The 24,588-nt window shown below is 70.3% G+C and carries 17 protein-coding genes and 2 pseudogenes; 10 read left to right on the top strand and 9 right to left on the bottom strand.

Features of this window, described 5'->3' with window-relative positions:
* Position 1: 1 nt before the first annotated feature.
* From ACFYZ8_RS09135 to ACFYZ8_RS09105, 7 genes are all read right to left on the bottom strand, one after another.
* Positions 2-808: an FAD/NAD(P)-binding protein gene (locus ACFYZ8_RS09135; protein ID WP_388531053.1), complete on the bottom strand. Its 807-nt coding sequence runs from the start codon at positions 806-808 to the stop codon at positions 2-4.
* Positions 805-1,269, bottom strand: a complete 465-nt coding sequence (locus ACFYZ8_RS09130) for a Crp/Fnr family transcriptional regulator (protein WP_388531056.1) — start codon at positions 1,267-1,269, stop codon at positions 805-807. Before ACFYZ8_RS09130 ends, ACFYZ8_RS09135 begins: the two co-directional genes overlap by 4 nt.
* Positions 1,269-2,408, bottom strand: a complete 1,140-nt coding sequence (locus ACFYZ8_RS09125) for a 4Fe-4S dicluster domain-containing protein (RefSeq protein ID WP_388531059.1) — start codon at positions 2,406-2,408, stop codon at positions 1,269-1,271. Before ACFYZ8_RS09125 ends, ACFYZ8_RS09130 begins: the two co-directional genes overlap by 1 nt.
* A gap of 126 nt (positions 2,409-2,534) precedes the next feature.
* Positions 2,535-2,792: a HypC/HybG/HupF family hydrogenase formation chaperone gene (locus ACFYZ8_RS09120; RefSeq protein WP_359028555.1), complete on the bottom strand. Its 258-nt coding sequence runs from the start codon at positions 2,790-2,792 to the stop codon at positions 2,535-2,537.
* A gap of 6 nt (positions 2,793-2,798) precedes the next feature.
* Complete coding sequence (gene hypF / locus ACFYZ8_RS09115; protein ID WP_388532096.1) at positions 2,799-5,084, bottom strand: carbamoyltransferase HypF; 2,286 nt, start codon at positions 5,082-5,084, stop codon at positions 2,799-2,801.
* Entirely contained in the window at positions 5,084-5,590 is a 507-nt protein-coding gene (locus ACFYZ8_RS09110) for a hydrogenase maturation protease (RefSeq protein WP_388531062.1), read from the bottom strand. The genes hypF and ACFYZ8_RS09110 overlap by 1 nt, the downstream gene beginning before the upstream one ends.
* A 30-nt stretch (positions 5,591-5,620) precedes the next feature.
* Positions 5,621-6,448, bottom strand: coding sequence for a universal stress protein (locus ACFYZ8_RS09105; RefSeq protein WP_388531065.1), 828 nt, complete (start codon positions 6,446-6,448; stop codon positions 5,621-5,623).
* Between the two features lie 166 nt (positions 6,449-6,614).
* Here ACFYZ8_RS09105 and ACFYZ8_RS09100 point away from each other — a divergent pair, with 166 nt between their 5' ends.
* Both ACFYZ8_RS09100 and ppdK read left to right on the top strand, forming a co-directional pair.
* Positions 6,615-7,517, top strand: coding sequence for a universal stress protein (locus ACFYZ8_RS09100; protein ID WP_388531067.1), 903 nt, complete (start codon positions 6,615-6,617; stop codon positions 7,515-7,517).
* Positions 7,518-7,532: 15 nt separating this feature from the next.
* Positions 7,533-10,220, top strand: a complete 2,688-nt coding sequence (ppdK, locus tag ACFYZ8_RS09095; RefSeq protein ID WP_388531070.1) for a pyruvate, phosphate dikinase — start codon at positions 7,533-7,535, stop codon at positions 10,218-10,220.
* A gap of 360 nt (positions 10,221-10,580) precedes the next feature.
* Here the strand turns inward: ppdK and ACFYZ8_RS09090 are convergent, their stop codons facing one another.
* The gene (locus ACFYZ8_RS09090; RefSeq protein ID WP_388531073.1) at positions 10,581-12,545 is read right to left on the bottom strand and encodes a PAS domain S-box protein; all 1,965 of its coding nucleotides are present in this window, start codon (positions 12,543-12,545) and stop codon (positions 10,581-10,583) included.
* Positions 12,546-13,282: 737 nt separating this feature from the next.
* Here ACFYZ8_RS09090 and ACFYZ8_RS09085 point away from each other — a divergent pair.
* The 6 genes and pseudogenes from ACFYZ8_RS09085 (at position 13,283) to pflA (ending at position 21,018) form a co-directional block, all read left to right on the top strand.
* Positions 13,283-14,658 (top strand): annotated as a pseudogene (locus tag ACFYZ8_RS09085) (amino acid permease).
* Between the two features lie 51 nt (positions 14,659-14,709).
* Positions 14,710-15,930 (top strand): arginine deiminase, encoded by a 1,221-nt coding sequence (locus ACFYZ8_RS09080; protein WP_388531076.1) that lies wholly within the window; start codon positions 14,710-14,712, stop codon positions 15,928-15,930.
* 20 nt (positions 15,931-15,950) lie between these two features.
* Positions 15,951-16,952, top strand: a complete 1,002-nt coding sequence (argF, locus tag ACFYZ8_RS09075) for an ornithine carbamoyltransferase (RefSeq protein ID WP_388531079.1) — start codon at positions 15,951-15,953, stop codon at positions 16,950-16,952.
* 3 nt (positions 16,953-16,955) lie between these two features.
* The gene (locus tag ACFYZ8_RS09070) at positions 16,956-17,879 is read left to right on the top strand and encodes a carbamate kinase (protein WP_359028565.1); all 924 of its coding nucleotides are present in this window, start codon (positions 16,956-16,958) and stop codon (positions 17,877-17,879) included.
* Between the two features lie 147 nt (positions 17,880-18,026).
* Positions 18,027-20,285 carry a formate C-acetyltransferase gene (gene pflB, locus ACFYZ8_RS09065; RefSeq protein ID WP_388531083.1) on the top strand — a complete coding sequence of 753 codons (2,259 nt, stop codon included), beginning with the start codon at positions 18,027-18,029 and terminating at the stop codon, positions 20,283-20,285.
* Positions 20,282-21,018: pseudogene (pflA, locus tag ACFYZ8_RS09060) on the top strand (pyruvate formate-lyase-activating protein). The gene pflB and the pseudogene pflA overlap by 4 nt, the downstream one beginning before the upstream one ends.
* A 108-nt stretch (positions 21,019-21,126) precedes the next feature.
* Here the strand turns inward: pflA and ACFYZ8_RS09055 are convergent.
* The gene (locus tag ACFYZ8_RS09055) at positions 21,127-21,324 is read right to left on the bottom strand and encodes a hypothetical protein (protein WP_388531086.1); all 198 of its coding nucleotides are present in this window, start codon (positions 21,322-21,324) and stop codon (positions 21,127-21,129) included.
* A gap of 943 nt (positions 21,325-22,267) precedes the next feature.
* Here ACFYZ8_RS09055 and ACFYZ8_RS09050 point away from each other — a divergent pair.
* Both ACFYZ8_RS09050 and ACFYZ8_RS09045 read left to right on the top strand, forming a co-directional pair.
* Positions 22,268-23,764, top strand: a complete 1,497-nt coding sequence (locus tag ACFYZ8_RS09050; RefSeq protein WP_388531089.1) for a hypothetical protein — start codon at positions 22,268-22,270, stop codon at positions 23,762-23,764.
* A complete protein-coding gene (locus tag ACFYZ8_RS09045; RefSeq protein ID WP_359028568.1) occupies positions 23,761-24,576 on the top strand; it encodes a hypothetical protein in 816 nt (271 codons plus the stop codon). The genes ACFYZ8_RS09050 and ACFYZ8_RS09045 overlap by 4 nt, the downstream gene beginning before the upstream one ends.
* Positions 24,577-24,588: the final 12 nt, after the last annotated feature.

Below are 24,588 nucleotides of genomic sequence, written 5' to 3'. Positions count from 1 at the left end.
GTCACAACTCCCTTACGGAAAGAAGGGGTTCGGCCAGGTCCCAGCCCACGACCGGACCGGCCTGGCATACCAGCACCGGACCGAGCTGGCAGTGCCCGCAGTGTCCGGTCGCGCAGCGCATGTTGCGCTCCAGCGAGACCCGGATCCGGTCGCGGGGAACGCCGCGGTGGGCGAGTTCGCGGGCGGTGGCTCGGATCATCGGCTCGGGACCGCAGACGAACGCCGTCGTCGCGTCCGGGTCGAAGTGCGCCCGCCCGAGCAGTTGGGTGACCACGCCGACGTCCCCGTGCCAGTCGGCGTCGGGCTGGTCGACCGTGACGCCGGTGTACGCGGTGGCCCAGCTCTCGATCTCCTTCCGGCCGATCAGGTCGTCCGGGGTGCGTGCTCCGATCAGCACGTTGACCCGGCGGTACGCCTCAGGCTCGGCCAGCGCGCGCAGGATCAGCGGCCGCAGCGGGGCGAGCCCGATGCCGCCCGCCACGACCAGCATGTCGCGCCCGCGCGCCCGCTCCAGCCCCCAACTCATGCCGTACGGACCGCGGATGCCGACGACGTCACCGACCCGGGCCGCGCACAGCCCGTCGGAGACCGCGCCCACCGAACGGATCGTGTGCGCGAGCCCACCGGTGGCCTGCACGGAGCTCACTGAGATGGGGATCTCCCCGCGGCCGAAGCAGTGCACCATCGCGAACTGTCCCGGCACGAAGTCGGGCAGCGCGTCGTTCACGGGTTCGAGTCGCAGTGTCACCGTGTCGCCGGTCTCCTGTCGGCGGGCGACCACGCGGTGGGGGACCGGTACGGCGGTCATCGTGGTTCCTTCGTCTCGTACGTCCCGTACAGGTCGACCATGCGGGCGCGGGCCGCGTTGAGCCGGTGGGCCAGCACCCGGCCGACCCAGTGCTCGATGGCCTGGCCGAAGGGAGGGTCGTCCAGGCACATCAGTCGGACGGCCACGGCGTCGAACTCGTAGGCCCGCAGCCGGGTCACCGCCACGGCGCCCAACTGCCAGACGTACGGCTCGTACAGCCAGGACCAGCCGACGAGGTCACCGACACCGAGTGTCTCGACGACCGGGGGCCGGCGGCCTGGCACGTGGATGTCGAGGGCGACGGTGCCGTCCCGGACGATCCAGAACCGGTCGGCGTGCCCGCCCTCCTCGAACAGCCGGGTGCCGGGCGGGAATTGGACCTCGCGACCGACGCGCAGCAGTCGTTGACGGTGGTTGTGGGGCAGCGCGTGGTTCATACGGAGGGCCATCGAGGGAGGCATCAGTCCGTCTCCGTTCCGTGTTCGGCATCCAGAGCCGCGACTTCCTCCGTGATGTCGATGCCGGCCGGGCACCAGGCGATACAGCGCCCGCAGCCCACGCAGCCGGAGGTGTCGAACTGGTCGTGCCAGGTGGAGAGCTTGTGGGTGAGCCACTGCCGGTAGCGGCTGCGGGGCGTGGCGCGGACCGGCCCGCCGTGCAGATTCGAGAAGTCCAGGTCGAAGCAGGAGTCCCAGCGCTGCCAGCGCTCGGTGTGGTCACCGGTCAGGTCGGTGACCTCCTCCGTGGTGGTACAGAAGCAGGTGGGGCAGACCATCGTGCAGTTGCTACAGGTCAGACAGCGTTCGGCGACGTCGTTCCAGCGCTCTGCGTCCAGGCTCGCGCCCATCAGTGCCCGCAGGTCGACCGGCGGCATGGCACGGCCCATGCGGTCACGCGCCGCGTCCACCGAGGTACGGGCGGTGGCCTCCGTGACCATGTCGGCCGTGCGGTGCGGCACCTGCTCCAGCAGCCGGGCGCCCTCCTCGCTGCCGACCCTTACCAGAAACCGGTGACCGTCCTCGTCGACCACCTCGGTCAGCGCGAGGTCGTAGCCGGGATCGGCCGCGGGCCCGCCGCCCATGGACACGCAGAAGCAGGTCGCGCCCGGTTCGGTGCACTCGGCGGCGATCAGCAGTGCGCGCCGCCGGCGCTTCCCGTACCCGGTGTCCTCGTGCGCCCCGCCGGTCAGCACCCGGTCCTGGATCGCGATGGCCCGCAGGTCGCAGGGGCGGACACCGAGGAAGGCGTACGACGGCGGTTCGGCCGAGTGCTCGCTGAAGACCACACGGCCCTCCGGCGACCGGTCGGCGCTCCACAGCCGTTCACGCGCGGGGTGCAGATACGACTTCCAGGACTGTGGTCCCGCGCTGTGCGCGAAGGCGGCGCCGTCCTCCCGGGAGACCAACCGATAGCGCCCGGCGTCCAGTTCGACGCCCCAGCCGTACGGGAGCGCGTCCGCCGAGGCCAGTTCCGACAGCACGATCGCGCCGTCGCGGACGGTCGGTCCGACGACGGTGCGTCCCTGTGCCACCAGAGCCGTGACCAGAGCGTCCAGACCGTGCCGGTCGAGTACGACGGCAGAGGCTGCGGTGGGGGTCATGCCGGTCCTCCCAATCGAGGGGTTCGTCCGAGATGGCGCTGTGTTCCTCCACTGCCAGGTTCGGCCCCCGACGGGGGCCGGCGGCAGGGGCTGACCGGCCCCTCCCGGGCCGACCGGCCCACGCCGTCAGGGAAGCGGCTCGCCCAGCTCGCCCTCCACCGCGCCCGCCATCGCCCGCAGCACGTCGAGCGTGCGCCGCGCCTCCGCCTGGTCGACCAGGGTGATCGCGAAACCGACGTGCACGATGACGTACGACCCGACGTCCGCCTCGGGCGTGCAGCTGAGGCAGACCTCGCGGCGGACACCGCCGAAGTCGACCGTTGACATCAGGAGTCCGGCGTCGTCGTGGATCTCCAGGACGCGTCCCGGTATGCCCAGGCACATGCGCGTTCACCTCTCCCCGGCCAGCCGCGCGGCCGCGACCGCCGCCTGGCCGTAGCTGATTCCGCCGTCCCCGACCGGGACCTGACCGCCGACCAGCACCCGCATCCCCTGCGCGTGCAGTCGGCGTTTCACCTCGGTCAGCAGCCGCCGGTTGACGAAGCAGCCCCCACCCAGGCACACGGTGTGCGGCGCGCCCTCGGCCACCGCCCGTGCGACCAGTTCCGCGGTGACCAGTGCGAGCGTCACATGGAAGGCGGCGGCCAGCCGGGCCACGGGCTCCCCGTCCGCCTGCCGCTCCAGCAGGTCGGCGAGGGTGGGGGCAGGGTCGTACACCCACAGGCCCTGTGCGCGTACGACGCGGTGGGCGAGAGCTGCGGCGTGCTCGTCGCCCGCCGCCGCTTCGAGCAGGACGGCCGCCTCGCCCTCGTAGCTCACCCGGTCGGTGAGGCCGAGCAGGGCGGCCACCGTGTCGAAGAGCCGACCGGCGCTGGACGTGAGCGGGCAGTTGACGTCCTGGGCGACCATGGCGCGCACGATGTCCACCTCGGCCGGATCGAGCCGGTTCGTGAAGGACCGGGTCAGCCACGCGTACGGGCGCGGAGAGCCCAGTGGCTCGCCGCCGAGCAGCCGGCCGAGGGCCGCACGGGAAGGATGGCGTACCGCCGCGTCGCCGCCGGGCAGCGGAGCTGTCGCGAACCGGCCCACGCGGCGGTAGCCGCTCAGGTCGGCGACGAGGATCTCGCCGCCCCACAACGTGCCGTCGTCGCCGAGCCCCAGGCCGTCGTAGGCGACCCCGAGGAACGGACCCCGCACCCCGTGCTCGGCCGCGCAGGCGGCCACGTGCGCGTGATGGTGCTGCACCGGGACGCGGCGCAGCCCCTGCGCCTCGGCCCACTGTGTGGACAGATAGCCGGGGTGCAGATCGTGGGCGAGGGCCACCGGCTCGATGCCAGTGAGCCGCTTGAGCTGGTCGTACGACGCCAGGAACGCCTCATGGGTCGCCGCGTCCGCCAGGTCGCCGGTGTGCGGCCCGAGATGGGCCCGGCCGTCGGCGGCGAGCGTGAACGTGTGCTTCAGCTGGGCGCCGGCCCCGGCGACGGGTTCGTGCACACGCAGGGGCAGTGGGGCCGGGGCCAGCCCGCGCGCCCGGCGCACCGTGATCCGGGTGCGACCGGTGCACTGCACCACCGAGTCGTCGTAGCGGGAACGGATCGGCCGGTCGTGGGTGAGGAAGCCGTCCGCGACGCCCGAGAGGACGCGCCGGGCCTCGTCGTCCTCGATGGTGATGGGCTCGGCGCCGAGGTTTCCGCTGGTGACCACGAGCGGCCGGTTCAGGTCGTCGAGCAGGAGGTGGTGCAGGCCGGTGGTGGGCAGGAGCAGACCGATCCGGTGCAGGCCGGGATGCACCTCGGCCGCGAGCGGGTCCGTGCCGTGCCACGGCATCCGGGCGAGCAGCACCACGGGGCGTTCCGGCGATGTCAGGACGCCGCGCTCGGTGGCGCCGATCCGGGCCAGCCGGGCCGCCGTGCGGAGGTCACGGACCATCACGGCGAAGGGTTTCGTCGGGCGCCTCTTGCGGCGCCGCAGCTCCGCCACGGCCGCCGGATCGCCCGCGTCGCACACCAGTTGGTAGCCGCCGAGCCCCTTCAGCGCGACGATCCCGCCCCCGGCGAGGCACTTGACCGCTGCCCGCAGCGCCGCCTCACCGCGCAGCGCCTCCCAAGCCGGCTCCGGTCCGCAGACGGGACAGGCGATGGGCTCGGCCTGGAAGCGCCGGTCGGCCGGGTCGGCGTACTCGGCCGCGCAGTCCGCGCAGAGCGGGAAGCGGCTCATGGTCGTGCGGATCCGGTCGTAGGGAAGGTCCTCGATGATCGTGGCGCGCGGTCCGCAGTCCGTGCAGTTGACGAACGGGTAGCGATGGCGCCGGTCGCGTGGGTCGCGCAGTTCGCGCAGGCAGGCGTCGCAGATCGCCGCGTCGGGCGGGACCTCGCGGACCGTGCCGTCCGTGTGTACGGGCGCGCTCTGCCGCACGTGGAAGCCCGGCCGGTACGCCGACTGCCGTGCGCCATCGGCCAGTTGGACCCGGCGTACCCGGGCCAGGACGGGGGCGGCGGTGCGCAGCCGGGCCGCGAACTCGTCGATCGCGCGGGGCGGTCCGGTGACCTCGCCCTCCACATGACCGTTGACGTTGGCCACCCAGCCGTCGAGGCCGAGGTCGGCCGCCGTGCGGTACACGAAGGGGCGGAAGCCGACGCCCTGGACGGTGCCGTACACCTGGAAACGCCGCATCATCAAGACCAGCCCCCCGCCAACTCGTCCTGGTGCCGCGCGAGCTCGTTCTCGACGGCGGTCACGATCGGATCCACCGCGGCCGCGACGGTGGGGGAGAGACCGGTACCGAACGAACCGTCGGCGCCCTCCACCGCGTACACGACCAGGTGGTCCGGCAGAAGTCCCAGGACCCGGGCCAGTTCGACGGCCTCGCCGAGGCCCAGCCCGTGCGAACTGGTGGACCGCGGTCCGTCCATGCGTCCGGCGTCGAGTTCGAGCCGGTGGATGCGGCCGGGGGTGCCCGGGTGCGCGTGGGCCGCGTCGATGACCACGGCCAGGGCGGCGCTCTCCCACAGCGCGATCAGTCGGCCGGGATCACCGTCGCAGGTCGCGAACACGGTGCCCGAGGGGAGCGGTCCGGCCTCGGCCCGGTCCCGGAGCCGTTCGACCACGGCCCAGCCGACGCCGTCGTCGCGCCGGAACTCGTTCCCGACGCCGATCACGGCGATGTGCGTACGCGTCCTCATGCTTCCCACCGCCCCCGCCCCCGCCCCCGCCTACGACGGCACGACGGCGACCGGGCACCGCGCGTGCTCCAGGAGGGCCAGTGCGGTGGAGCCCGGGGCGGTGTGCCGTCCGACCACCACCAGTCCGGACGTCTCCGAGGCGTGGGCCAGTGCCTCGGCCGGCGGGAACAGCAGCACGTCCTCCCGGACGTCGACGTCCGGGTACTTCCCGCGCCACGGGCGCAGCGCGTCGGACAGCAGATCCTCCTCGTGGTCCTCCCAGGTGCCACGGTCCGTCTCCGGCACCGGGACGGGCGACGCGGCGGCGCCCGCGGGCAGTGCCCAGGCGTGCACCGCGTGCAGTCGGACGCGGTGCAGCCGGGCGGCCTCGAAGGCGAAGCCGAGCGCACCGCCCGCCGGGTCCCGGGCGTCGACACCCACGGTCACGGCGTTGTGGCCCGGGACGTCCCTCCCCACGAGGGTGCCGGGCACCAGCACCAGTGGTCCGGCGCACCCGGTGGCCAGGGCCGCCCCGGTCGAACCGAGGGCGACCCCGGCATGCCGGCTCTCGCCGCGCAGACCGAGCACGACCAGTTCCGCGTGCGCGCTCGCCGCCCGCAGCTCGGGGACGGGTGCCCCGGTGAGGCTCACCGCACGGGCCGTCAACGACGGGTGCCGTGCGGTGAGTTCGGCGACCACGTGGTCCGCCACGGTGTCCGGGCGGTAGGGCCACTGCTCCACGGGGTCGAGGTTCTCGGGGGGTGCCACATGCACCACCCGCAGGGGCAGCCCGCGCCGCAGCGCCTCTCGGGCGGCCCAGTCCGCGGCGACGCGACTGCGCGCCGACCGGTCGACGCCGGCGATGATCACTCGTTCCATGGTGTGCCGCCCTCCAGGTCCGTGGCTCTACCACCATGACGGTCCGGGACGGGCGCGCGCTGGGGCCGAACGGACCCCGGTTGGAGACCTGGCGGCCCATACCTGCCGGTAGCCCGCAGGACGACGCTGGAGGGGAGGAGCAGACCGAGCGCAGGAGGTGCGGATCATGCTGCCGCCCGTCATCGCCGGAGTCGACGGTTCCGTGGAGAGTCTCGCCGCCGCCGACTGGGCCGCCCGCGAGGCGGCACGCCGCGACAGGTCGTTGCGGCTCGTGCACGTCTGGAACTGGCACCCCCGCCAGGAGGACGGCGAGCCCGTCACAGCCGCGCAGCGGCATCAGGCCCAGCGCGTCCTGCGACAGGCCAAGGCGAGGGTCCGTGCCGTTGCCCCGAACGTCCGCCCGTACGACGAGCAGGTGGAGGGTCCCGCGACCGCAGCCCTGCTGAAGGCGGCCGAGGGGGCCGAGGTGCTGGTGCTGGGTTCGCGCGGGCTGAGCGGTGTCACCGGGCTCCTGGTGGGCTCGGTCGCGCAGGGCGTGGTGGCCCGCGCCACCCGTCCCGTGGTTCTCGTCCGGGCGGACGAGGAACCCGCCGACGAACACCTTTTGGCGCGCGACGGACGTCCCTCCATCCTGACCGGCTTCCGGGACGTAGTCCTGGGTGTCGACCTGGGCGACCCCTGCGACGCGGTGATCGAGTTCGCCTTCGAGGCGGCACGGCTGCGCGGCGCGGGGCTTCGTGTGGTCCACGCCTGGCGGCAACCGTCCCCGCTGGGGCTCGGCCCCGGCGACATCGGCCTGGTGAGCGGACCGCAGCGGGCCGAGGAATGGCTCGGCTTCCTGTCCGCCGTACTCCAGGTGTGGCGCGACAAGTACCCCGGCGTCGAGGTCACCGAGACGGTCGCGGAGGGCCGGGCCCAGTCCGCGCTGCTCCGGGCCGCCTCGGGAGCGAGCCTCCTCGTGGTCGGCCGACACCTCACCGACCGTCCGGCGGGACCGCGCATCGGCCCCGTCACTCATGCCGCCATCCATCACGTCGGCTGCCCCGTGGCCGTCGTACCCCACGAGTGAGAGGCCCGAGTCCTGATGACCGTACCGACCAAGTACGTGTACGAGTTCGCCGAAGGCAACCGGGACATGGCCGCCCTGCTGGGCGGCAAGGGAGCGGGCCTGGCCGAGATGACCCGGCTCGGGCTGCCCGTGCCGCCCGGATTCACCGTCACCACCGAGGCCTGCACGGCCTACCTGAAGACGGGCGATGAGCCGCCCGAGTTCGGCGTCGAGGCGGCTCGCGCGCTCGCCGGACTGGAACGGGCCATGGGCCGCACCCTCGGCGCGTCCGACGACCCGCTGCTGGTGTCCGTGCGCTCGGGTGCCCGCTTCTCCATGCCCGGCATGATGGACACCATCCTCGACATCGGCCTCAACGACCGGTCCGTCACCGGGCTCGCCAAGGCATCCGGCCAGGAGCGCTTCGCGTGGGACTCCTACAGGCGGCTCATCCAGATGTTCGGCCACACGGTGATGGGCGTCGACGGCGACCTGTTCGAGGAGGCCATCACCGCACACAAGGCACAGCGTGAGGTGACCGGCGACCACGACCTTGACACCGCCGAACTCGCCCTGATCACCGAGGAGTTCAAGGCGATCATCCGCAAGGAGACCGGCGAGGACTTCCCCCAGGATCCGGCCGAGCAACTGGCCCGCGCCATCCGCGCGGTCTTCGACTCCTGGAACGGCGAACGCGCCCACATCTACCGCCACCGCGAACACATCTCCGAGGACCTCGGCACCGCCGTCAACGTCCAGGCGATGGTCTTCGGCAACCTCGGCGCCGACTCCGGCACCGGCGTCACCTTCACCCGCGACCCCGCCACCGGCGAACGCGGGATGTACGGCGACTACCTGCCCGACGCCCAGGGCGAGGACGTCGTCGCGGGCGTCCGCGACGCCCTGCCCCTGATCGAACTGAAGAGGCTCAACCCGCGCGTCTACGTCCAACTCGCCGATCACCTGCGCACTTTGGAGCAGCACTACCGCGACCTGTGCGACATCGAGTTCACCGTCGAGCGCGGCAAACTGTGGATCCTGCAGACCCGCGTCGGCAAGCGCACCGCCGAGGCCGCCTTCCGTATCGCCCACGACCTGCGCGAGGAGGGCACGATCACGCCGGACGAGTCCCTGGTCCGCGTCGACGGCGCCGAACTGACCCGCCTGATGTTCCCCCGCTTCGACACCACCCCGGCCGACATGCCCCTCGCACAGGGCATCCCCGCCTCCCCGGGCGCGGCAGTCGGCGTCGTGGTATTCGACTCCGCCGAGGCCGTACGACGGGCCGCGGCCGGCGAGGACACGGTCCTCGTCCGCCGCGAGACCACCCCCGACGACCTCCCTGGCATGATCGCCGCACAGGCCGTCCTGACCAGCCGGGGCGGCAAGACCAGCCACGCGGCCGTCGTCGCACGCGGTATGGGCAAGGTCTGCGTCTGCGGCGCCGAAGCCCTCACCGTCGACCCGGCGGCTCGCCAATTCACCACGGAATCAGGCGTGGTCGTGCACGAGGGCGGCACCGTCTCCGTCGACGGCACAGCGGGCACCGTCCACCTCGGCGCACTCCCGCTGACCGCGTCCGACGTCGGCCGCGCTCTGGAGACCGGCACCGCGAGTGGTCCGCTCACCGAGGCGGTCCTGGGCGCTCTCACCCACGCCGACTCCGTACGACGCCTCGAAGTGCGGGCCAACGCCGACACCCCCGAGGACGCCGTACACGCCCGCAGCCTGGGCGCCCAGGGCATCGGCCTGTGCCGTACCGAGCACATGTTCCTCGGCGAACGCAGGGCCCTGGTCGAGGCGATGATCCTGGCCCGCGACGACACCGCCCGCCAGGAAGCCCTGGCAGCCCTGCTGCCTCTGCAACGCGAGGACTTCACCGGAATCCTGACGGCGATGGACGGCCTGCCGGTGACCATCCGGCTCATCGACCCGCCGCTGCACGAATTCCTGCCGGACCGCACCGAGTTGGCCGTACGCCTGGCCCGCGCCGAGCACCCGGACCCGCACGACCGCGAACTCCTCGCCGCCGTCGAGCGCATGCACGAGCAGAACCCCATGCTCGGCCTGCGCGGTGTCCGGCTCGGCCTGGCCGTACCCGGTCTGATGGCCATGCAGGTGCGGGCGATCGCCGAGGCCGTGGTCGCGCGACTGCGCGCCGATGGCCGGCCACGCGCCGAGATCATGATCCCGCTCGTCGACGCGGTCGAGGAACTGCGCCTCGCGCGCACCGAGGCGGAGGCAGTCCTCGCCGAGGTCGAGGCGGAGACCGGCACGACCCTAGACTGCCCGATCGGCACGATGATCGAGCTGCCGCGCGCCGCGCTCACCGCGGGACGCATCGCCGAGTACGCCGACTTCTTCTCCTTCGGCACCAACGACCTGACCCAGACCACCTGGGGCCTGTCCCGCGACGACGCTGAAGCCTCCTTCTTCCCCCTGTACCTGGAGAAGGGCATCTTCACCGTGTCGCCGTTCGAGACGATCGACCAGGAGGGCGTGGGCCGACTCGTGGAACTGGCCGTCGAGGCGGGCCGCGCCGTCAACTCCCGCCTGGAGACCGGGGTCTGCGGCGAACACGGCGGCGACCCCGAGTCCATCCACTTCTTCCACCGGGTGGGCCTCGACTACGTCTCCTGCTCGCCGTTCCGCATACCGGCGGCACGGCTGGAGGCCGGACGGGCGGCCCTCATGGACACGACCGGAAACAGCGACAGCAGGTAGGTATAGCCGTAGGCACAGGTCTCACAGGTGGCCGAAGAGCGTCGTAACTCCAAGGCCACGGGACTTGTGCCAGCCTCGTTCAAGGTGGCTTCGCCGGTGATCCTGCGGGCCCACGAGGCCGATCCTCGCCAGATGGGGGGGCGCCGTCGCGCAGGAGCACATTGGCTCCGCAGGCCGACGAAGTTTTGGAATCCGCTCGAACTGGCCTTCGGCGTCGGGGAGGCGGCTTTCACGCGGAGGCTGAAGCGCTCCGGGATCGATGGAGGCTCAGGAGCGCCTCACATCGCACTCCATCGCGCCGTTCAACCGCGTCAGCCTCTGATCGTCAGCCGTTCAAACGTAGATGCTCAGGTAGCGGTGTTACTGCGGAACGTCTCCCGCATCCCCTGTCCTGACCTCTTCTGGGCGGTGCGCGGGGTCAGGGAGGGGGAGCGCGAACCATACGGCTTTGCCTTCCTGGGTGGGCAAGGTGCCCCAGGCGGCGGCAAGTTGGTTGAGCAGGGTCAGTCCGCGGCCCGACTCCTCGTCGAGGCCTGCGGTCCTGGCGTGGGGCAGGACGGGGCTGCCGTCGCTGACTTCGATGTGGAGTTCGTCCCTGGTGCGGCGCAGGCGCAGCCGTAGGGGGTCACAGGCGTGGCGCACCGAGTTGGACAGGAGTTCGGAGGCCAGGAGGCAGGCGGTGTCGGTCAGGGTTTCGCAGTCCCAGTCCCGCAGGGTGCGACGCAGGAAGCGGCGTCCGTCGCCCACGCTGACGGGCTGGGCCGGCAGGAGCGCGGAGACGGCGGTCACCGGAGTCGGAGGGATGCGGGCGAGCAGGAGGGTCACGTCGTCGGCGTAGTCCTGGGGGCCCGGCAGCAGGGCGGCGAGTACGGAGTCGGCGGCCGTCTCCAGGCAGGGAGTGTCGGCGGTGGCTTTTTCCAGGGCGATGGCGAGGGTGTCGATCTGCTCTTCGATGTCGCTGGTGGGGGTCTCCACCAGGCCGTCGGTGTACAGGGCGAGTACCGAGGCTGGTGGCACGGTGAGCCGGGTTTCCTGGTGGGGTACCTCGCCGACGCCCAGGGGGACACTGACGGGCACCGGGAGCCTGCGGACCTGTCCGGTGGAGTCCACCAGCAGGACCGGCAGATGTCCGGCTGAGCATACGGTCAGGGCGCTGTCGTCGGGGTCCAGGATCAGGTAGCAGCAGGTGACGAGTTGGTCGGGCAGTTCGCTGACGACCGCGTCCAGGGCTCGCATCAGCTGCCAGGGCGGCATGCCGGTCTTGGCCAGGGCGTGCGAGGCCGAGCGCAGTTGTCCCATGACGGCGGCGGCTTCCAGCCCGCGCCCCATGACGTCGCCGATCAGCACTCCTACCCGGCCGCCGCCCAGTGCGATGAGGTCGAACCAGTCCCCGCCGACGCCGGGGCCCTGCCGGGCGGGAAAGTATCGGCTGGAGGTGTCCATGCCGGGCACCGGGGCCGGTGAGCCCATCAGGCTGCGCTGCAGGGTCAGGGCGACGTGGCGCTGCTGTTCGTAGAGTTCGGCGAGTTGGGTCTCAGCGGCCTTGCGTTCGGTGACGTCGCGGATGGCGGCGGAGACCAGGGTGCCCTCCGGGGTTTCCAGGGGGCTGAGGCTGATCTCGACGGGGAACTCGACGCCGTCCTTGCGTAACCCGTACAGGTCCAGGCCGGCGCCCATGGGGCGTACACGGTGGTTGTCGACGTAGCCGTGGCGGTGGGCGGGGTGGTGGTGATGAAACCGATGGGGCACCAGGATTTCCACCCGGTGTCCCAGGAGTTCTTCGCGCCGGTAGCCGAAGAGGGCTTCGGTCTGTGCGTTGACGAGCTGAATGGTGCCGGCGTCGTCCACGATGACAATGGCGTCCGGGGCGGCCTCCAGCAGGGCGCGGAAACGGGCCTCGGCGGCCTTGCGTTCACTGACGTCGCGCACGGCGGCGGAGATCAGGAGTCCGTCGGGGGTCTGCAAGGGACTGAGGCTGATCTCGACGGGGAACTCGGCTCCGTCCCGGCGCAGTCCGTACAGTTCGAGGTCGGCACCCATGGGGCGGACCTGCTGGTTCGCGGAGTAGCCCAGACGGTGGCCCGGATGCTGGTCCCGGAAGCGCTGCGGGACCAGGATTTCGATGGGACGGCCGAGCAGTTCACTGCGGGGGTGCCCGAACAGCGTCTCCGTCTGGGCGTTGACCAGACGGATCACCCCGGCGTCGTCCACGATCACCATCGCGTCGGGAGCCGCCTCCAGCAGCGCGCGAAACGGCTCCTCGGATACGGGGATCGTGCGGAGTTGCGCCCTGCGCCTGCCCGGTTCCATGGAATATCTCAGCATCCATGAGCCCCCTTGCGGGACTTTTGTCGCTAAGCGTCTATTCATGATGCCTTACTTGCCGGAATGAACGCCGAATCAGCGCCTCCGGCAAAGTCGGACGTGATTTGATCGAGGGCTCCCGCAGTCGCGGCGGCTGCCGGCACCTTCCTGCGAGTCCCGCAGCTGCGGCTCGTTGTTGAGATGCGGCTTGCCCAACGTCTCGCGGCCGTTCGCCGGCAGAGCCCTGCCGTGGTGCTCGGACGTGCCCACGTCCAGAGCACAGGACACCTCGACCGACTTGAAGTCGCTGCTCACCTGGCTTCTCTCCCGGATTCGTGCCGGGTGGCCTGCCAGGGGCACCGGCGGTCGGCAGCCGTGTCGCGCAGCCCGCCCTCCGGCGGACACGTTCTCATCAGCGATCCCCCGGTGCCACCAGGATCGGCGACCGCGCCCCGGATCATCACCAGTCCTGTTGCCCGGGTCTGGCCGGGCAGCTGTTGAGAGGCCGTCACACACGCGAACGGCCTCAGGTCGACGAGTCACGTCGGTGGGCCGTTCGGGACGCGGCGGCCGGGACCAATGGTCCCGGGTGGGGATATTCGGCCACTGACCACGATCAGCGCCGCCGAGAAGGATCGTGCACAGATCGATCCCCCGTAACGACCCGCACAAGGAGCACCACCATGCCCAGGACCTCAAGAAGCAGTGAGGGAGCGGTTCCCAAGGCGGCACTCGGCCTCTCCGGTGCGACCGCGCTCGTGGTCGGCACCATCATCGGGACCGGGGTGTTCGCACTTCCCTCGGCTCTCGCGCCGTACGGGCCGATCGCGCTCGTGGCGTTCGGGGTCGTCACGCTGGGCGCACTCGCGCTGGCGGTGACCTTCGGGGCGCTGTCGAAGCGGGTTCCGGGGAGCGGCGGACCGTACGTCTACGCTCGTGAGGCATTCGGTGAGTTCGCCGGATTCCTCAACGCCTGGTCGTACTGGATCACCGCCTGGGCGGGGAACGCCGCGATCGTGGTGGCCTGGGTCGGCTATGTCGAGGTGTTCGTCAACACCGGCCACAAGACGGCGATTTCGATAGGCATCGCGCTGGTGGGGCTCTGGATACCGGCCGCGATCAACCTCACCGGCGTACGGAACATGGGCGCCTTATCCCGCTGCTCTTCATGGCCACCATCGGCCTGCTGTTCGTCGACCCGCACAACTTCGGTCCGTTCAACGCCAGCGGCCAGTCGGCGATGGGCGCGATCTCGGCCGCCGCGCCGATCGCGCTCTTCAGCTACATCGGCCTGGAGGCCGCCTCGGTGGTCGCCGGGCGCGTCCGCGAGCCAGACCGCAACGTGCCGCGCGCCACCGTCTACGGCACCCTCGCCTGCGCCGTCATCTACATCCTGGGCACCCTCGCCGTCTTCGGCACCGTCTCGCACGGCCGACTCGGCGTCTCCACCGCCCCGTTCACCGACGCCGCCAACAACATCCTCGGCGGCACCTGGGCCGGCAACACGGTCGCCGTCGCCGCGATCGTCTCCGGAATCGGCGCGCTGAACGGCTGGACCATGCTCTGCGCCGAGATGCCGTACGCCGCCGCCCGCGACGGACTCTTCCCCAGCGCCTTCGCGAAGCTGCGCGGCGAGAACGGCGTCCCGGTCTTCGGCATCGTCGCCTCGACCGTCCTCGCCTCCCTGATCACGATCTTCAGCTACACCCGCTTCGACGACGTCTTCACCAAGATCGTGCTGCTGAGCGTGCTCACGGCCGTGATCCCGTACCTGTTCTCGGCCGCCGCCCAGCTGTACTGGCTGCTGGCGCGCGGACGCGAGAGCATCGCCGGCCGACGCCTGGCCGGCGACATCACGGTCTCCGGCCTGGCGATGCTCTTCTCGTACTGGGCGATCCAGGGAAGCGGCTACCAGACCGTCTACTACGGCCTGTTCGTCCTGCTGCTCGGCCTGCCGGTGTACGTGTGGCTGAAGCGGGGCCAGGGCGTGTACGGCGAGGAGCCGGCCCCGGCGGCCGTCCCCGAGGTGCGGGCCCCCGAGACCGTGACGCCGCCGGTCAAGCGGATCTCCCGCGCGGTACCGACCGGCCGCATCGGTGGCCTCCGGCGCGACCGCCTCCGCAACCGCGATTGACCGCGCCCCGCGCCAGGCACCCACCCGTACGACCAGAGGAGCAGCCCCGCCATGAACGCCACCGCCTTCCACGTCGACTCCGAGGTCGGCCGCCTCCGCCAGGTGATCCTGCACCGCCCCGGCCTGGAACTCTCCCGGCTGACCCCGCGCAACGTCGACGCCCTCCTGTTCGATGACATCCTGTGGGCCAAGCGCGCCCGCGAGGAGCACGACGCCTTCGCCCAGGTCCTGCGTGACCACGGCGCCCGCGTCCACTACTTCGCCGACCTGCTCGCCCAGACGCTCGCCGATCCCGAAGCCCGCGACTGGCTGCTGGAGCGGGTCGTCACCCCGGCCACCGTCGGCCCGGCACTGATCGACCCCCTGCGAGAGCTGTGCATCGACCTCGACGGAGAGACGCTCGCCGGCCACCTCATCGGCGGCATCCTCAAGAGCGACCTGACGCTCCCCACCCCGCACAGCCTGGTCTGGAACACCCTCGACGCCGAGGACTTCGCGCTCACACCGCTCCCCAACCACCTCTTCCCGCGCGACAACTCCTGCTGGATGTACGACGGCCTGTCGGTCAACCCGATGGCCAAGCCTGCCCGGCGCCGCGAAAGCCTGCACGCCGAGGCCGTCTACCGCTACCACCCGATGTTCGCCGGCACCGTCACCACACCACTCCTGGACGGCGAGGTCGGCACCCTGGAGGGCGGCGACGTCCACGTCCTCGGCCACGGCGCCGTCATGGTCGGCATGGGGGAGCGCACCACCGCCCAGGCCGTGGAGAACCTGGCCTCCCGGCTCTTCGCCACCGGCACGGCAAGCCGGTTGCTCGCCGTCCAACTCCCCGCCGCCCGGGCCTACATGCACCTCGACACCGTGCTCACCATGGTCGACCGCGACGCCTTCACCATCTACCCGGGCCTCGCGGACTCCCTCCGCTCGTGGACGCTCACGCCCAGCGACGCCCGCGAGACCGGCTTCGAGGTCACCCCGAACTCCGACCTGGCCGGCGCCCTGGCCGAGGCCCTCGACCTGGACAAGGTCCGGATGCTGTCCGCGCCGCAGGACATCCGCAGCGCCGAGCGCGAGCAATGGGACGACGGCAGCAACTTCCTCGCCCTCGCCCCCGGTGTCGTCGTCGGCTACGAGCGCAACGTCACCACCAACACCTACCTCCGCAAGCAGGGCATCGAGATCGTCACCATCGCCGGCGCCGAACTCGGCCGCGGCCGGGGCGGACCGCGCTGCATGAGCTGCCCCATCGAACGCGACCCGGCCGCCTGACCCAGCAAGGGGACTTCACCATGACTGTCGACCTGCGAGGCCGTTCCTACCTGAGCGAACTCGACCACACCGCCACCGAGATCCACCACCTCCTCGACCTCGCCGCCGACCTCAAGGCGGCCAAGCGCAACGGCACCGAACAGCCCCGGCTGACCGGGCGCAACCTCGCGCTGATCTTCGAGAAGACCTCCACGCGCACCCGCTGCGCCTTCGAGGTCGCCGCCGCCGACCAGGGCGCCCGCACCACCTACCTCGGCCCCGGCGACACCCACGTCGGCAGCAAGGAGTCCATCGCCGACACCGCCCGGGTGCTGGGCCGGATGTTCGACGCCATCGAGTACCGCGGCTCCGCCCAGTCGACCGTCACCGAACTCGCCGCCCGGTCCGGGGTCCCCGTCTACAACGGCCTGACCGACACCGCGCACCCCACCCAGAGCCTGTGCGACGTCCTGACCATGGACGAGCACAGCCCGAAGCCTTTGCCCGACATCGCCTACTGCTACCTCGGCGACGCCCGCAACAACATGGGCAACTCGCTGCTGTCCATGGGCGCCCTGCTCGGCATGGACGTACGCATCGCCGCACCCACGGAACTGTGGCCGGCGGCCGAACTGGTCGCTGCCTGCAGGGAGTTGGGCGCGGACAGCGGAGCCCGCATCACCCTCACCGAGGACGTCGAGACCGCCGTACACGGAGCGGACTTCCTGCACACCGACGTCTGGGTCTCCATGGGCGAGCCCGCCGACTCCTGGCGGAAGCGGATCGAACTGCTCCTCCCGTACCAGGTGAACGACAAGACGCTGGCCGCCACCGGAAACCCGGACGTCAAGTTCATGCACTGCCTGCCGGCCCTGCACGACCGACGCACCCACCTCGGCCAGGACCTCTTCGACACCTACGGACTGGACGGCCTGGAGGTCACCGACGAGATCTTCTCGTCCCCCGCCTCGATCGTCTTCGACCAGGCGGAGAACCGACTGCACACCATCAAGGCCGTACTCGTCGCCACCCTGGAGGACTGAGCCATGCGTATCGTCATCGCGCTCGGCGGCAACGCCCTGCTGCACCGCGGCGAACACCCCGACGCGGCCGTCCAGGAGGCGAACATCGACCGGGTGACCACCGCGATCGCCGCCCTCGCCACCGAGCACGAGATCGTCATCACGCACGGCAACGGCCCCCAGATCGGCCTCCTCGCCATGGAGAGCGCCGCCGACCCGGCCCTGAGCGCCCCGTACCCGCTGGACCTGCTCGGCGCGCAGACCCAGGGCATGATCGGCTCCCTGCTGGCCCGCACTCTGCACGACGCCCTGCCCGGACGCCGGATCGCCGCGCTGGTCACCCACACCCTCGTCCGGGCCGACGACCCGGCCTTCGAGCACCCCGCGAAGTTCGTCGGCCAGGTGTACCCCTACGACGTGGCGTCCGCGCTCGCCCGTGAACGCGGCTGGCACATCGCCGCCGACACCACCGGCTGGCGCCGCGTCGTCCCCTCCCCGGCGCCCGAACGGATCCTGGAGACAGACACGATCCACGACCTGCTGGGCAGCGGCACGCTCGTCATCTGCGCGGGCGGCGGAGGCGTGCCCGTCACCGCCGACGCCGACACCGGCGCGCTCACCGGGGCGGAGGCCGTCATCGACAAGGACTTCACAGCAGCCCTGCTCGCCGAGCACCTCAAGGCCGACTTCCTGCTCATCCTCACCGACGTGCCCTGCGTCTACACCGGCTACGGCACCCCCGACCAGCAGCCCGTTCTCGGCGCCACCCCCGCCGATCTGCGCCGGGGCGGATTCCCCGAGGGCTCGATGGGCCCCAAGGCCGAGGCAGCCGCCCGGTTCGTCGAACACACCGGGGGACTGGCCGCGATCGGCGCCCTGGACGCGGCGTACGAGATCGTCCACGGCCGGTCGGGCACGCTCGTCCGCCCGGAGCTGCCCGTCGTGTGAGCGTCCGTGACGGGGGTGGGCCGTTCGGCCCCGCGAGAGGGCCGGACGGCCGGGACCAGGGCCCTGGCCGGCCCTCCCCGTGATCACTGCGTCGCAGGACCATCGATACAGAGGCATTCAGGTGCGGGGCAAGGGAGAGAACCGGCGATGACAACGACAGTGGTAGCTGGAACGCGCGCCTCCGAGGCATGGCGCGGCTTCGCGGGTACCTCCTGGCGCGAAAGCGTCGCCGTACGCGACTTCATCCAGGCCAACTACACCCCGTACGAAGGCGACGCGTCCTTCCTTGCCGGCCCCACCGACCGCACGCGAGCCGTGTGGGAGAAGGTCAGTTCCCTCTTCCCGGAGGAGCGCCGCAAGGGCGTCCTCGACATCGACACGGCGACCCCGTCGACGATCACCTCGCACGCGCCCGGATACATCGACCGCGAAAGGGAGTTGATCGTCGGCCTGCAGACCGACGCCCCGCTGAGGCGCGCGATCATGCCCAACGGCGGCCTGCGCATGGTCGAGAACGGCCTGAAGGCCTACGGCTACGAGCCCGACCCCTTCGTCTCGCGCGTCTTCGGCACCTACCGCAAGACCCACAACGACGGCGTCTTCGACGCCTACACCCCCGAAATGCGAGCCGCCCGCAAGGCCGGCATCATCACCGGACTGCCCGACGCCTACGGCCGCGGCCGGATCATCGGCGACTACCGGCGCGTGGCGCTGTACGGCACGGACCGCCTGATCGAGGCCAAGAAGGCCGAGCGGGCCCTGCTCGACGCCTGCGCCTCCTCCGTCGAGGTCATCCGTGACCGGGAGGAACTCGCCGAACAGACAAGGGCGTTGGGCGAGCTCACGCGGATGGCGGCCACGTACGGCTGCGACGTCTCGCGCCCCGCCGCCACCGCCCACGAGGCCGTGCAGTGGCTCTACCTCGCCTACCTGGCCGCCGTGAAGGAGCAGAACGGCGCCGCGATGTCGCTCGGCCGCACCTCCACCTTTCTCGATGTCTACCTCCAACGCGACCTGAACGAAGGCGTGTTGGACGAGTCCCGCGCCCAGGAACTGATCGACGACTTCGTGATCAAGCTGCGCATCGTGCGGTTCCTGCGCACCCCCGAGTACGACGCCCTGTTCTCCGGCGACCCGACCTGGGTGACGGAGTCCATCGGCGGCATGGGCGACGACGGCCGTACCCTCGTCACCCGCACCTCCTACCGCTTCCTCCAGACCCTCTACAACCTCGGCCCCGCCCCCGAACCCAACCTGACGGTCCTGTGGTCACCCCAACTCCCCTGCGCCTTCAAGGAGTTCTGCGCCCAGGTGTCGATCGACACCAGCGCCGTCCAGTACGAGTCGGACGAGCTGATGCGCCCGTGCACCGGCGACGACACAGCGATCGCCTGCTGTGTCTCGGCGATGCAGGTCGGCAGGCAGATGCAGTTCTTCGGCGCCCGGGTCAACCTCGCGAAGGCCCTGCTGTACGCGGTCAACGGCGGCCGGGACGAGATGACCGGCGAACAGATCGCGACCCCCACACCCCCGCTGACCGGCGAGTACCTGGATTACGACGAGCTGTCGGCGGCGTACGACCACGTCCTGGACTGGCTGGCCCGGACGTACGTCAACGCGCTCAATGTCATCCATTACATGCACGACAAGTACGCCTACGAGCGCATCGAGATGGCACTGCACGACTACCCCGTGCACCGTTTCATGGCCTGCGGCATCGCAGGTCTGTCGGTCGCCGCCGACAGCCTGTCCGCCGTCAAGTACGCGCGGGTGAAGGTGTTCCGGGATGCCACCGGCCTCGCGGTCGACTTCCGCACCGAGGGCGATTTCCCGGCCTACGGTAACAACGACGACCGCGCCGACAGCATCGCCGTAGGACTCGTCGAGTCCTTCATGGAGAAGGTGCGCCGGTACCCCACCTACCGGGGTGCCGAGCACACCCAGTCGGTGCTGACGATCACCTCGAACGTCGTCTACGGCAAGCACACCGGCAACACCCCCGACGGCCGCCTCGCCGGACAGCCCTTCGCGCCCGGCGCCAACCCGATGAACGGCCGCGACTGGCACGGGGTCGCCGCCTCCGCGCTCTCGGTGGCGAAGCTGCCGTACGAGCAGGCCCGTGACGGGATCTCGCTGACGACGACGATCACGCCCGAGGGACTGGGGCACGCGCCCGACGAGCGCGCCGGGCACCTGGTGGGCCTCCTCGACGCCTACACGGCCGCCGGCGGCTTCCACATGAACGTCAACGTCCTCGACCGCGCCACACTCGAAGACGCCATGGAACACCCGGACAAATACCCGGACTTGACCATCCGCGTGTCCGGCTACGCGGTCAACTTCGTCCGCCTGACCCGCGAGCAGCAACTCGACGTGATCAGCCGCACCTTCCACGGATCGCTGTGAGTACCGTGCGCACCGCGACCACCGGCCGGATCCACTCCTGGGACCTGTCCACCGGCGTGGACGGCCCCGGGATCCGATTGTCCTCTTCGTTTCCGGCTGCCCACTGCGCTGCCTGTACTGCGCCAACCCGGACACCGGGCACATGCCCGACGGCCGGGAGATGAGCGTCGACGCGGTGATGGCGGAGATCGGGAAGTTCCAGGGCTTCGTCACCACGGCCGGCGGCGGGGTCACCCTCACCGACGGCGAGCCGCTGCTTCACCGCGGAGGTCCTGCGCCGCTGCAAGGAGGCCCGGCCTGCACACCGCGCTCGACACCTCCGGCTTCCTCGGCGCCCGCGCCACCGACCAACTCCTCGCCGACACCGACCTGGTGCTCCTCGACATCAAGTCCTTCGACGTCACCACCTACCGGAAACTGACCGGCGGCGAACTCGCCCCCCACCCTCAACTTCGCCACCCGACTCGACCGCCTCGGCATCCCCATGTGGATCCGGTACGTCCTGGTCCCGGGCTGGACCGACGACCTTGAGTCTGTGGAGGCCCTGGCCGGCTTCGTGGCGGGACTCGGCGCGCTCGAGCGGGTCGACGTGCTGCCCTTCCACAAACTCGGCGCCGCGAAGTACGAAGCCCTCGGCATCCCCTTCGCGTTGCTCGACAACCCTGTTCCCGACCCCGACCTGATCGAGAACGTTCGCGAGCGATTTGAGAGGCACGGGGTTCAGGCTTACTGAGCGCCGAGCCGTGACCGGCGACGGCGGCACGTCGCTCACGCAGCGCCTGAGACACCCTGTCCCAGGGGAGGAGCAGCTGGTTCAGGCGCTGGGCTTCGCTGTCTGATGTCACATGGCCTGGCGTCCGGCGGCGTCTCCGCCGGGGGTGTCGGCGACCTGGAGGGCCGCGGCGATCCGCTTGCCCACCGGTTCCCGGTGAACACAGAAGGTCTGGCTCACCGCCATGACGATCTCCAGGCCATGCTGGCCGATCCGTTGTGGGTCGGCGGCCTGGACCGAGGGCAGCGTGGTGCTGCAGTCCCACACGCCGCGAGACCCTCCAGGGCACCCACGACCACGGCGACACCGACACCTGCCGCAGGACCGTCTTTGCCTGGCTGACCCGCTACAACACCCGCCGCCGGCACTCCGCCAACGGCCACCTCAGCCCCAACGAATACGAACACCGACACCACACCACTAAACTCACGCTCGCCGCGTGATCAATAACCGCGTGCCCACCTTCACGGGGGAAGGCCCCATGTGCGGGGTATATGGGATCTCGACGCTGGCAGCTCGGGTCGGTGCTCTGGCGTGATTGCCTACGGACGCGGCGGCATGATCGGTCGTGCTGATGATGCGACTGGCCTGCCTGCGCGTGGCGCATGCGTTCGCTCTGCTGCGTCTGTCGGCGGTGAGCGAGTGGCAAGGAGGTGGGAGGGACCCGGAAGGTGGTCGTACCCGCTGCGTCGGCTAACCTCCGCGTTTCACTTGCGGCGGTGTCCGGATCTTGATCGGAAACGCGAAAGTGCCTTCTGAGCTGGGATGATGAGGCTTGTCTAGGGCTTCTGTCACCACATCAGGAAGCCACTTTCTGCGTGCACACTACCGGGTCACCTCCCAAGCTTGTCGTGTCGGCGGACGGTCACAGGGACCGCTCCCGCCGCGTCATCACCGTCTTCTCCAATACGTTCGCCGAACCCGACATGGCCGGATACCAACTGATGAACACGCAGGTGAGGGCCGGTCTCAATCTTGACTGAACGTCAAACCTCAAGTTCCAGGTAAGTCGTGATTCGGTCAATTTGCTGAGGTGCTGTCTGGGTGGTGATGGGCAAGTATGAGGGCTCGTGGTGAGGAAATCCGCAGTAAATGAGCCCATAGGGTCAGAAGTTACTGTCGGGTCGTGAGCGAGGGGGCACCTCCACGATTCTCGCCAGGTCGTGTGGATCGGGTGGCACCCGCGGCTTCCAGCATGTCTAGTGACGCCATGAACGATCACGGGGGCGCTCGAAGCCTATGGGCCGACGAGGGGCTCACACGCAGGCTGAAGGCCCTGGCCTGCACGGCGCCCTTGCACGACCTCGACATTCGCAAGGCGAAGCAGCCCTGGTTGAACGGTGCTCAATACCAGATGGCCGAGGTGGCTCTGCAGATCATCGATCACGTGGCTGTCGCGATGGACTACGACACTGGAGCGAACCACGAACAGGTCCTGCTCAGGGCTGCGGGTTTCGTTGGCTGGCAGGCGCCGGACCGCCCGGCCGACGAGCACACACGGGTCGCCGGATGGGTGCTCGACTCCCTGATCAACGTTCGGGACACGGACAGAGGCTTCCGCCGCTACTACGGAGAGGTGGACGGCGCGGGCGCGTATGCGCTGAGGAAGTGGGACTTCAAGCTGATCGAAGAGCGTTCGGACAGTAACGGGGACCTGTATCTGCGTGCTTCCAACGAGGCGTTGAACGTTCTGGTCGGTGCGTTGGACACCGATGTGGAATCGGCTCAGATCGCCGCCGAAGTGAGGTTGCGCAACCTCATCGGCAGGGGGCGGTTGGCCGACGCGAAGGCCGTAGCTGAGCAGGCTCGTATCCGCACCATTCAATACGCGGAGATCATTCGGGCCCAACTCGACGCCACGAGCCGGAATGTGACAACGGTCGACTGGACGGACGAGATACCAGACCTCCTCAACGAGGCTCTGGACCACGTCGACCACCGTCTTGAGGAAGAGTCCGCGATCGCCCGGTCCGTTTCCACCGAGCGTGACCAGTCCGAGGACCCGGTCCGCAGGAGGCAGGCCGCCGACCTCGTCGACATCGTGGAGGACTGCATTCGTCGGCACACCCGGCTGCAGACCCGTTTGCGCGGCGCTCGCACGCTGTTCCTCGATGAACAAGACCGTCAACAGTTCTCCGGCACTGCCCTCAGAGCTCCGGTGGACGTGTACGGCGACCTCCTTCAACCGGTTCTCGGGCTCACGCTGGTCGATGCCTCCCGCCCGTTGCGGCCCTTCTACGAGCAGTCAGTGGGGCCGACGGTGGATGACCAGTTCTGTCTGGCCACGCTAGTTCCCGCGTTGCTCGCTCCGTCACCCGAACGAACCCGGTTCACGGGCGAGGAGGAGGAGCCGGAGCTCGTCCCGGTCGTGGAAGTGCGCGGGTACACCGACGAGCAGCAGCGCGTGGCCGAGTCCCTGCTCGATCTGGCTGACGAGGCACGGCCCTTGTCCGAGTTGCTGGAGGAGGCCGCCGCACTCGATCCGGAACTTCCCGACCTACTGGTCTTGTTGGCGTTGCGGGCTTTCAGCCCGCAACTGGGGGCGGCGTTGAGCGAGGGAGCCGACCGCGTCCTGCTCGCCGTACCGGCAGGGACCCCCTTGGACAGTCAAGGGTTCGAGGGCGACGACCTGTTGCTGACGTCAGCGGCGTTCGACCGAGCGGCTCTTGACGCCGACCGTCTGGAGAGGAACAACGGACGATCATGACCATCGAGACCATCGCCGACGACGCGGAGGCCGCGGGCAGGCTCATCGGCTACGGCTTCAGGCCCAAGGTCCGGCCTGTGCGCGACAGTGCCTACGCGGCACTCGTGAAGCGCTACGCCGAGGATCCGGACTTCGAGACCCTCGTCACCCGGTGCGCGGCGGGAATGGGGCTGAGGGTCATCGCGGTCAGCACGCGCGCTGGCATGGTGCACACCGCGCTGCCGGGGTCTGCCTTCGAGACTCGGATGGATCAGTATGCCCGGCAGGTGCGGATGCGGGAGAGCCGGGAGGCCGAACGCATCCTGTACGGCATCACGCACCTGGCGGTCGCGGCCCTGGCCTTCCCTCGGCCCGAGGACTTGGCCGATGACGGTTATCAGGGCAAGGTCCAGGTGTCTTCCATCGACCGGCTGGTGCGATCGGTGTGTCGTGTGCTCGCGGAACGCGTCGCCGAGAGCGAGGAGTCGCAGGATCCGCCGGCCGATGCCCTGGAACTGGAGAAGGCCTGGCGGGCGTACGAGCGTCGGCCCGAAGTCGCCCCCACCAAGGCCGGACGATCAGGGGCATCGGCCACCCGCACTCTCATCAGCCGGGCCCTCGCGCACCTTGTCGACCGCGGCATGTTCCACCAGGGCAGAGCCGACTCCGAGGATGGGGAGAAGATCTTCCTGGCCACCCACCGTTACCAGGTTCATGTGCGCGAACTTGCAAGCACACGCGCGTACGAGGAACTGACGGCACTCGGGGTGCTGCCTCCCATCACTGGGACCGGGACACTCCGTACCCCCCGCGCCGAGACGCTGTACGACTAGGAGAACCGTATC

Origin of the sequence: Streptomyces sp. NPDC001668 (assembly GCF_042893155.1) — a bacterium.
Classification (GTDB): Bacteria; Actinomycetota; Actinomycetes; order Streptomycetales; family Streptomycetaceae; genus Streptomyces.
The sequence above is the reverse complement of the archived record's forward strand: the minus strand, read 5'-3'. Positions and strand labels throughout refer to the sequence as shown.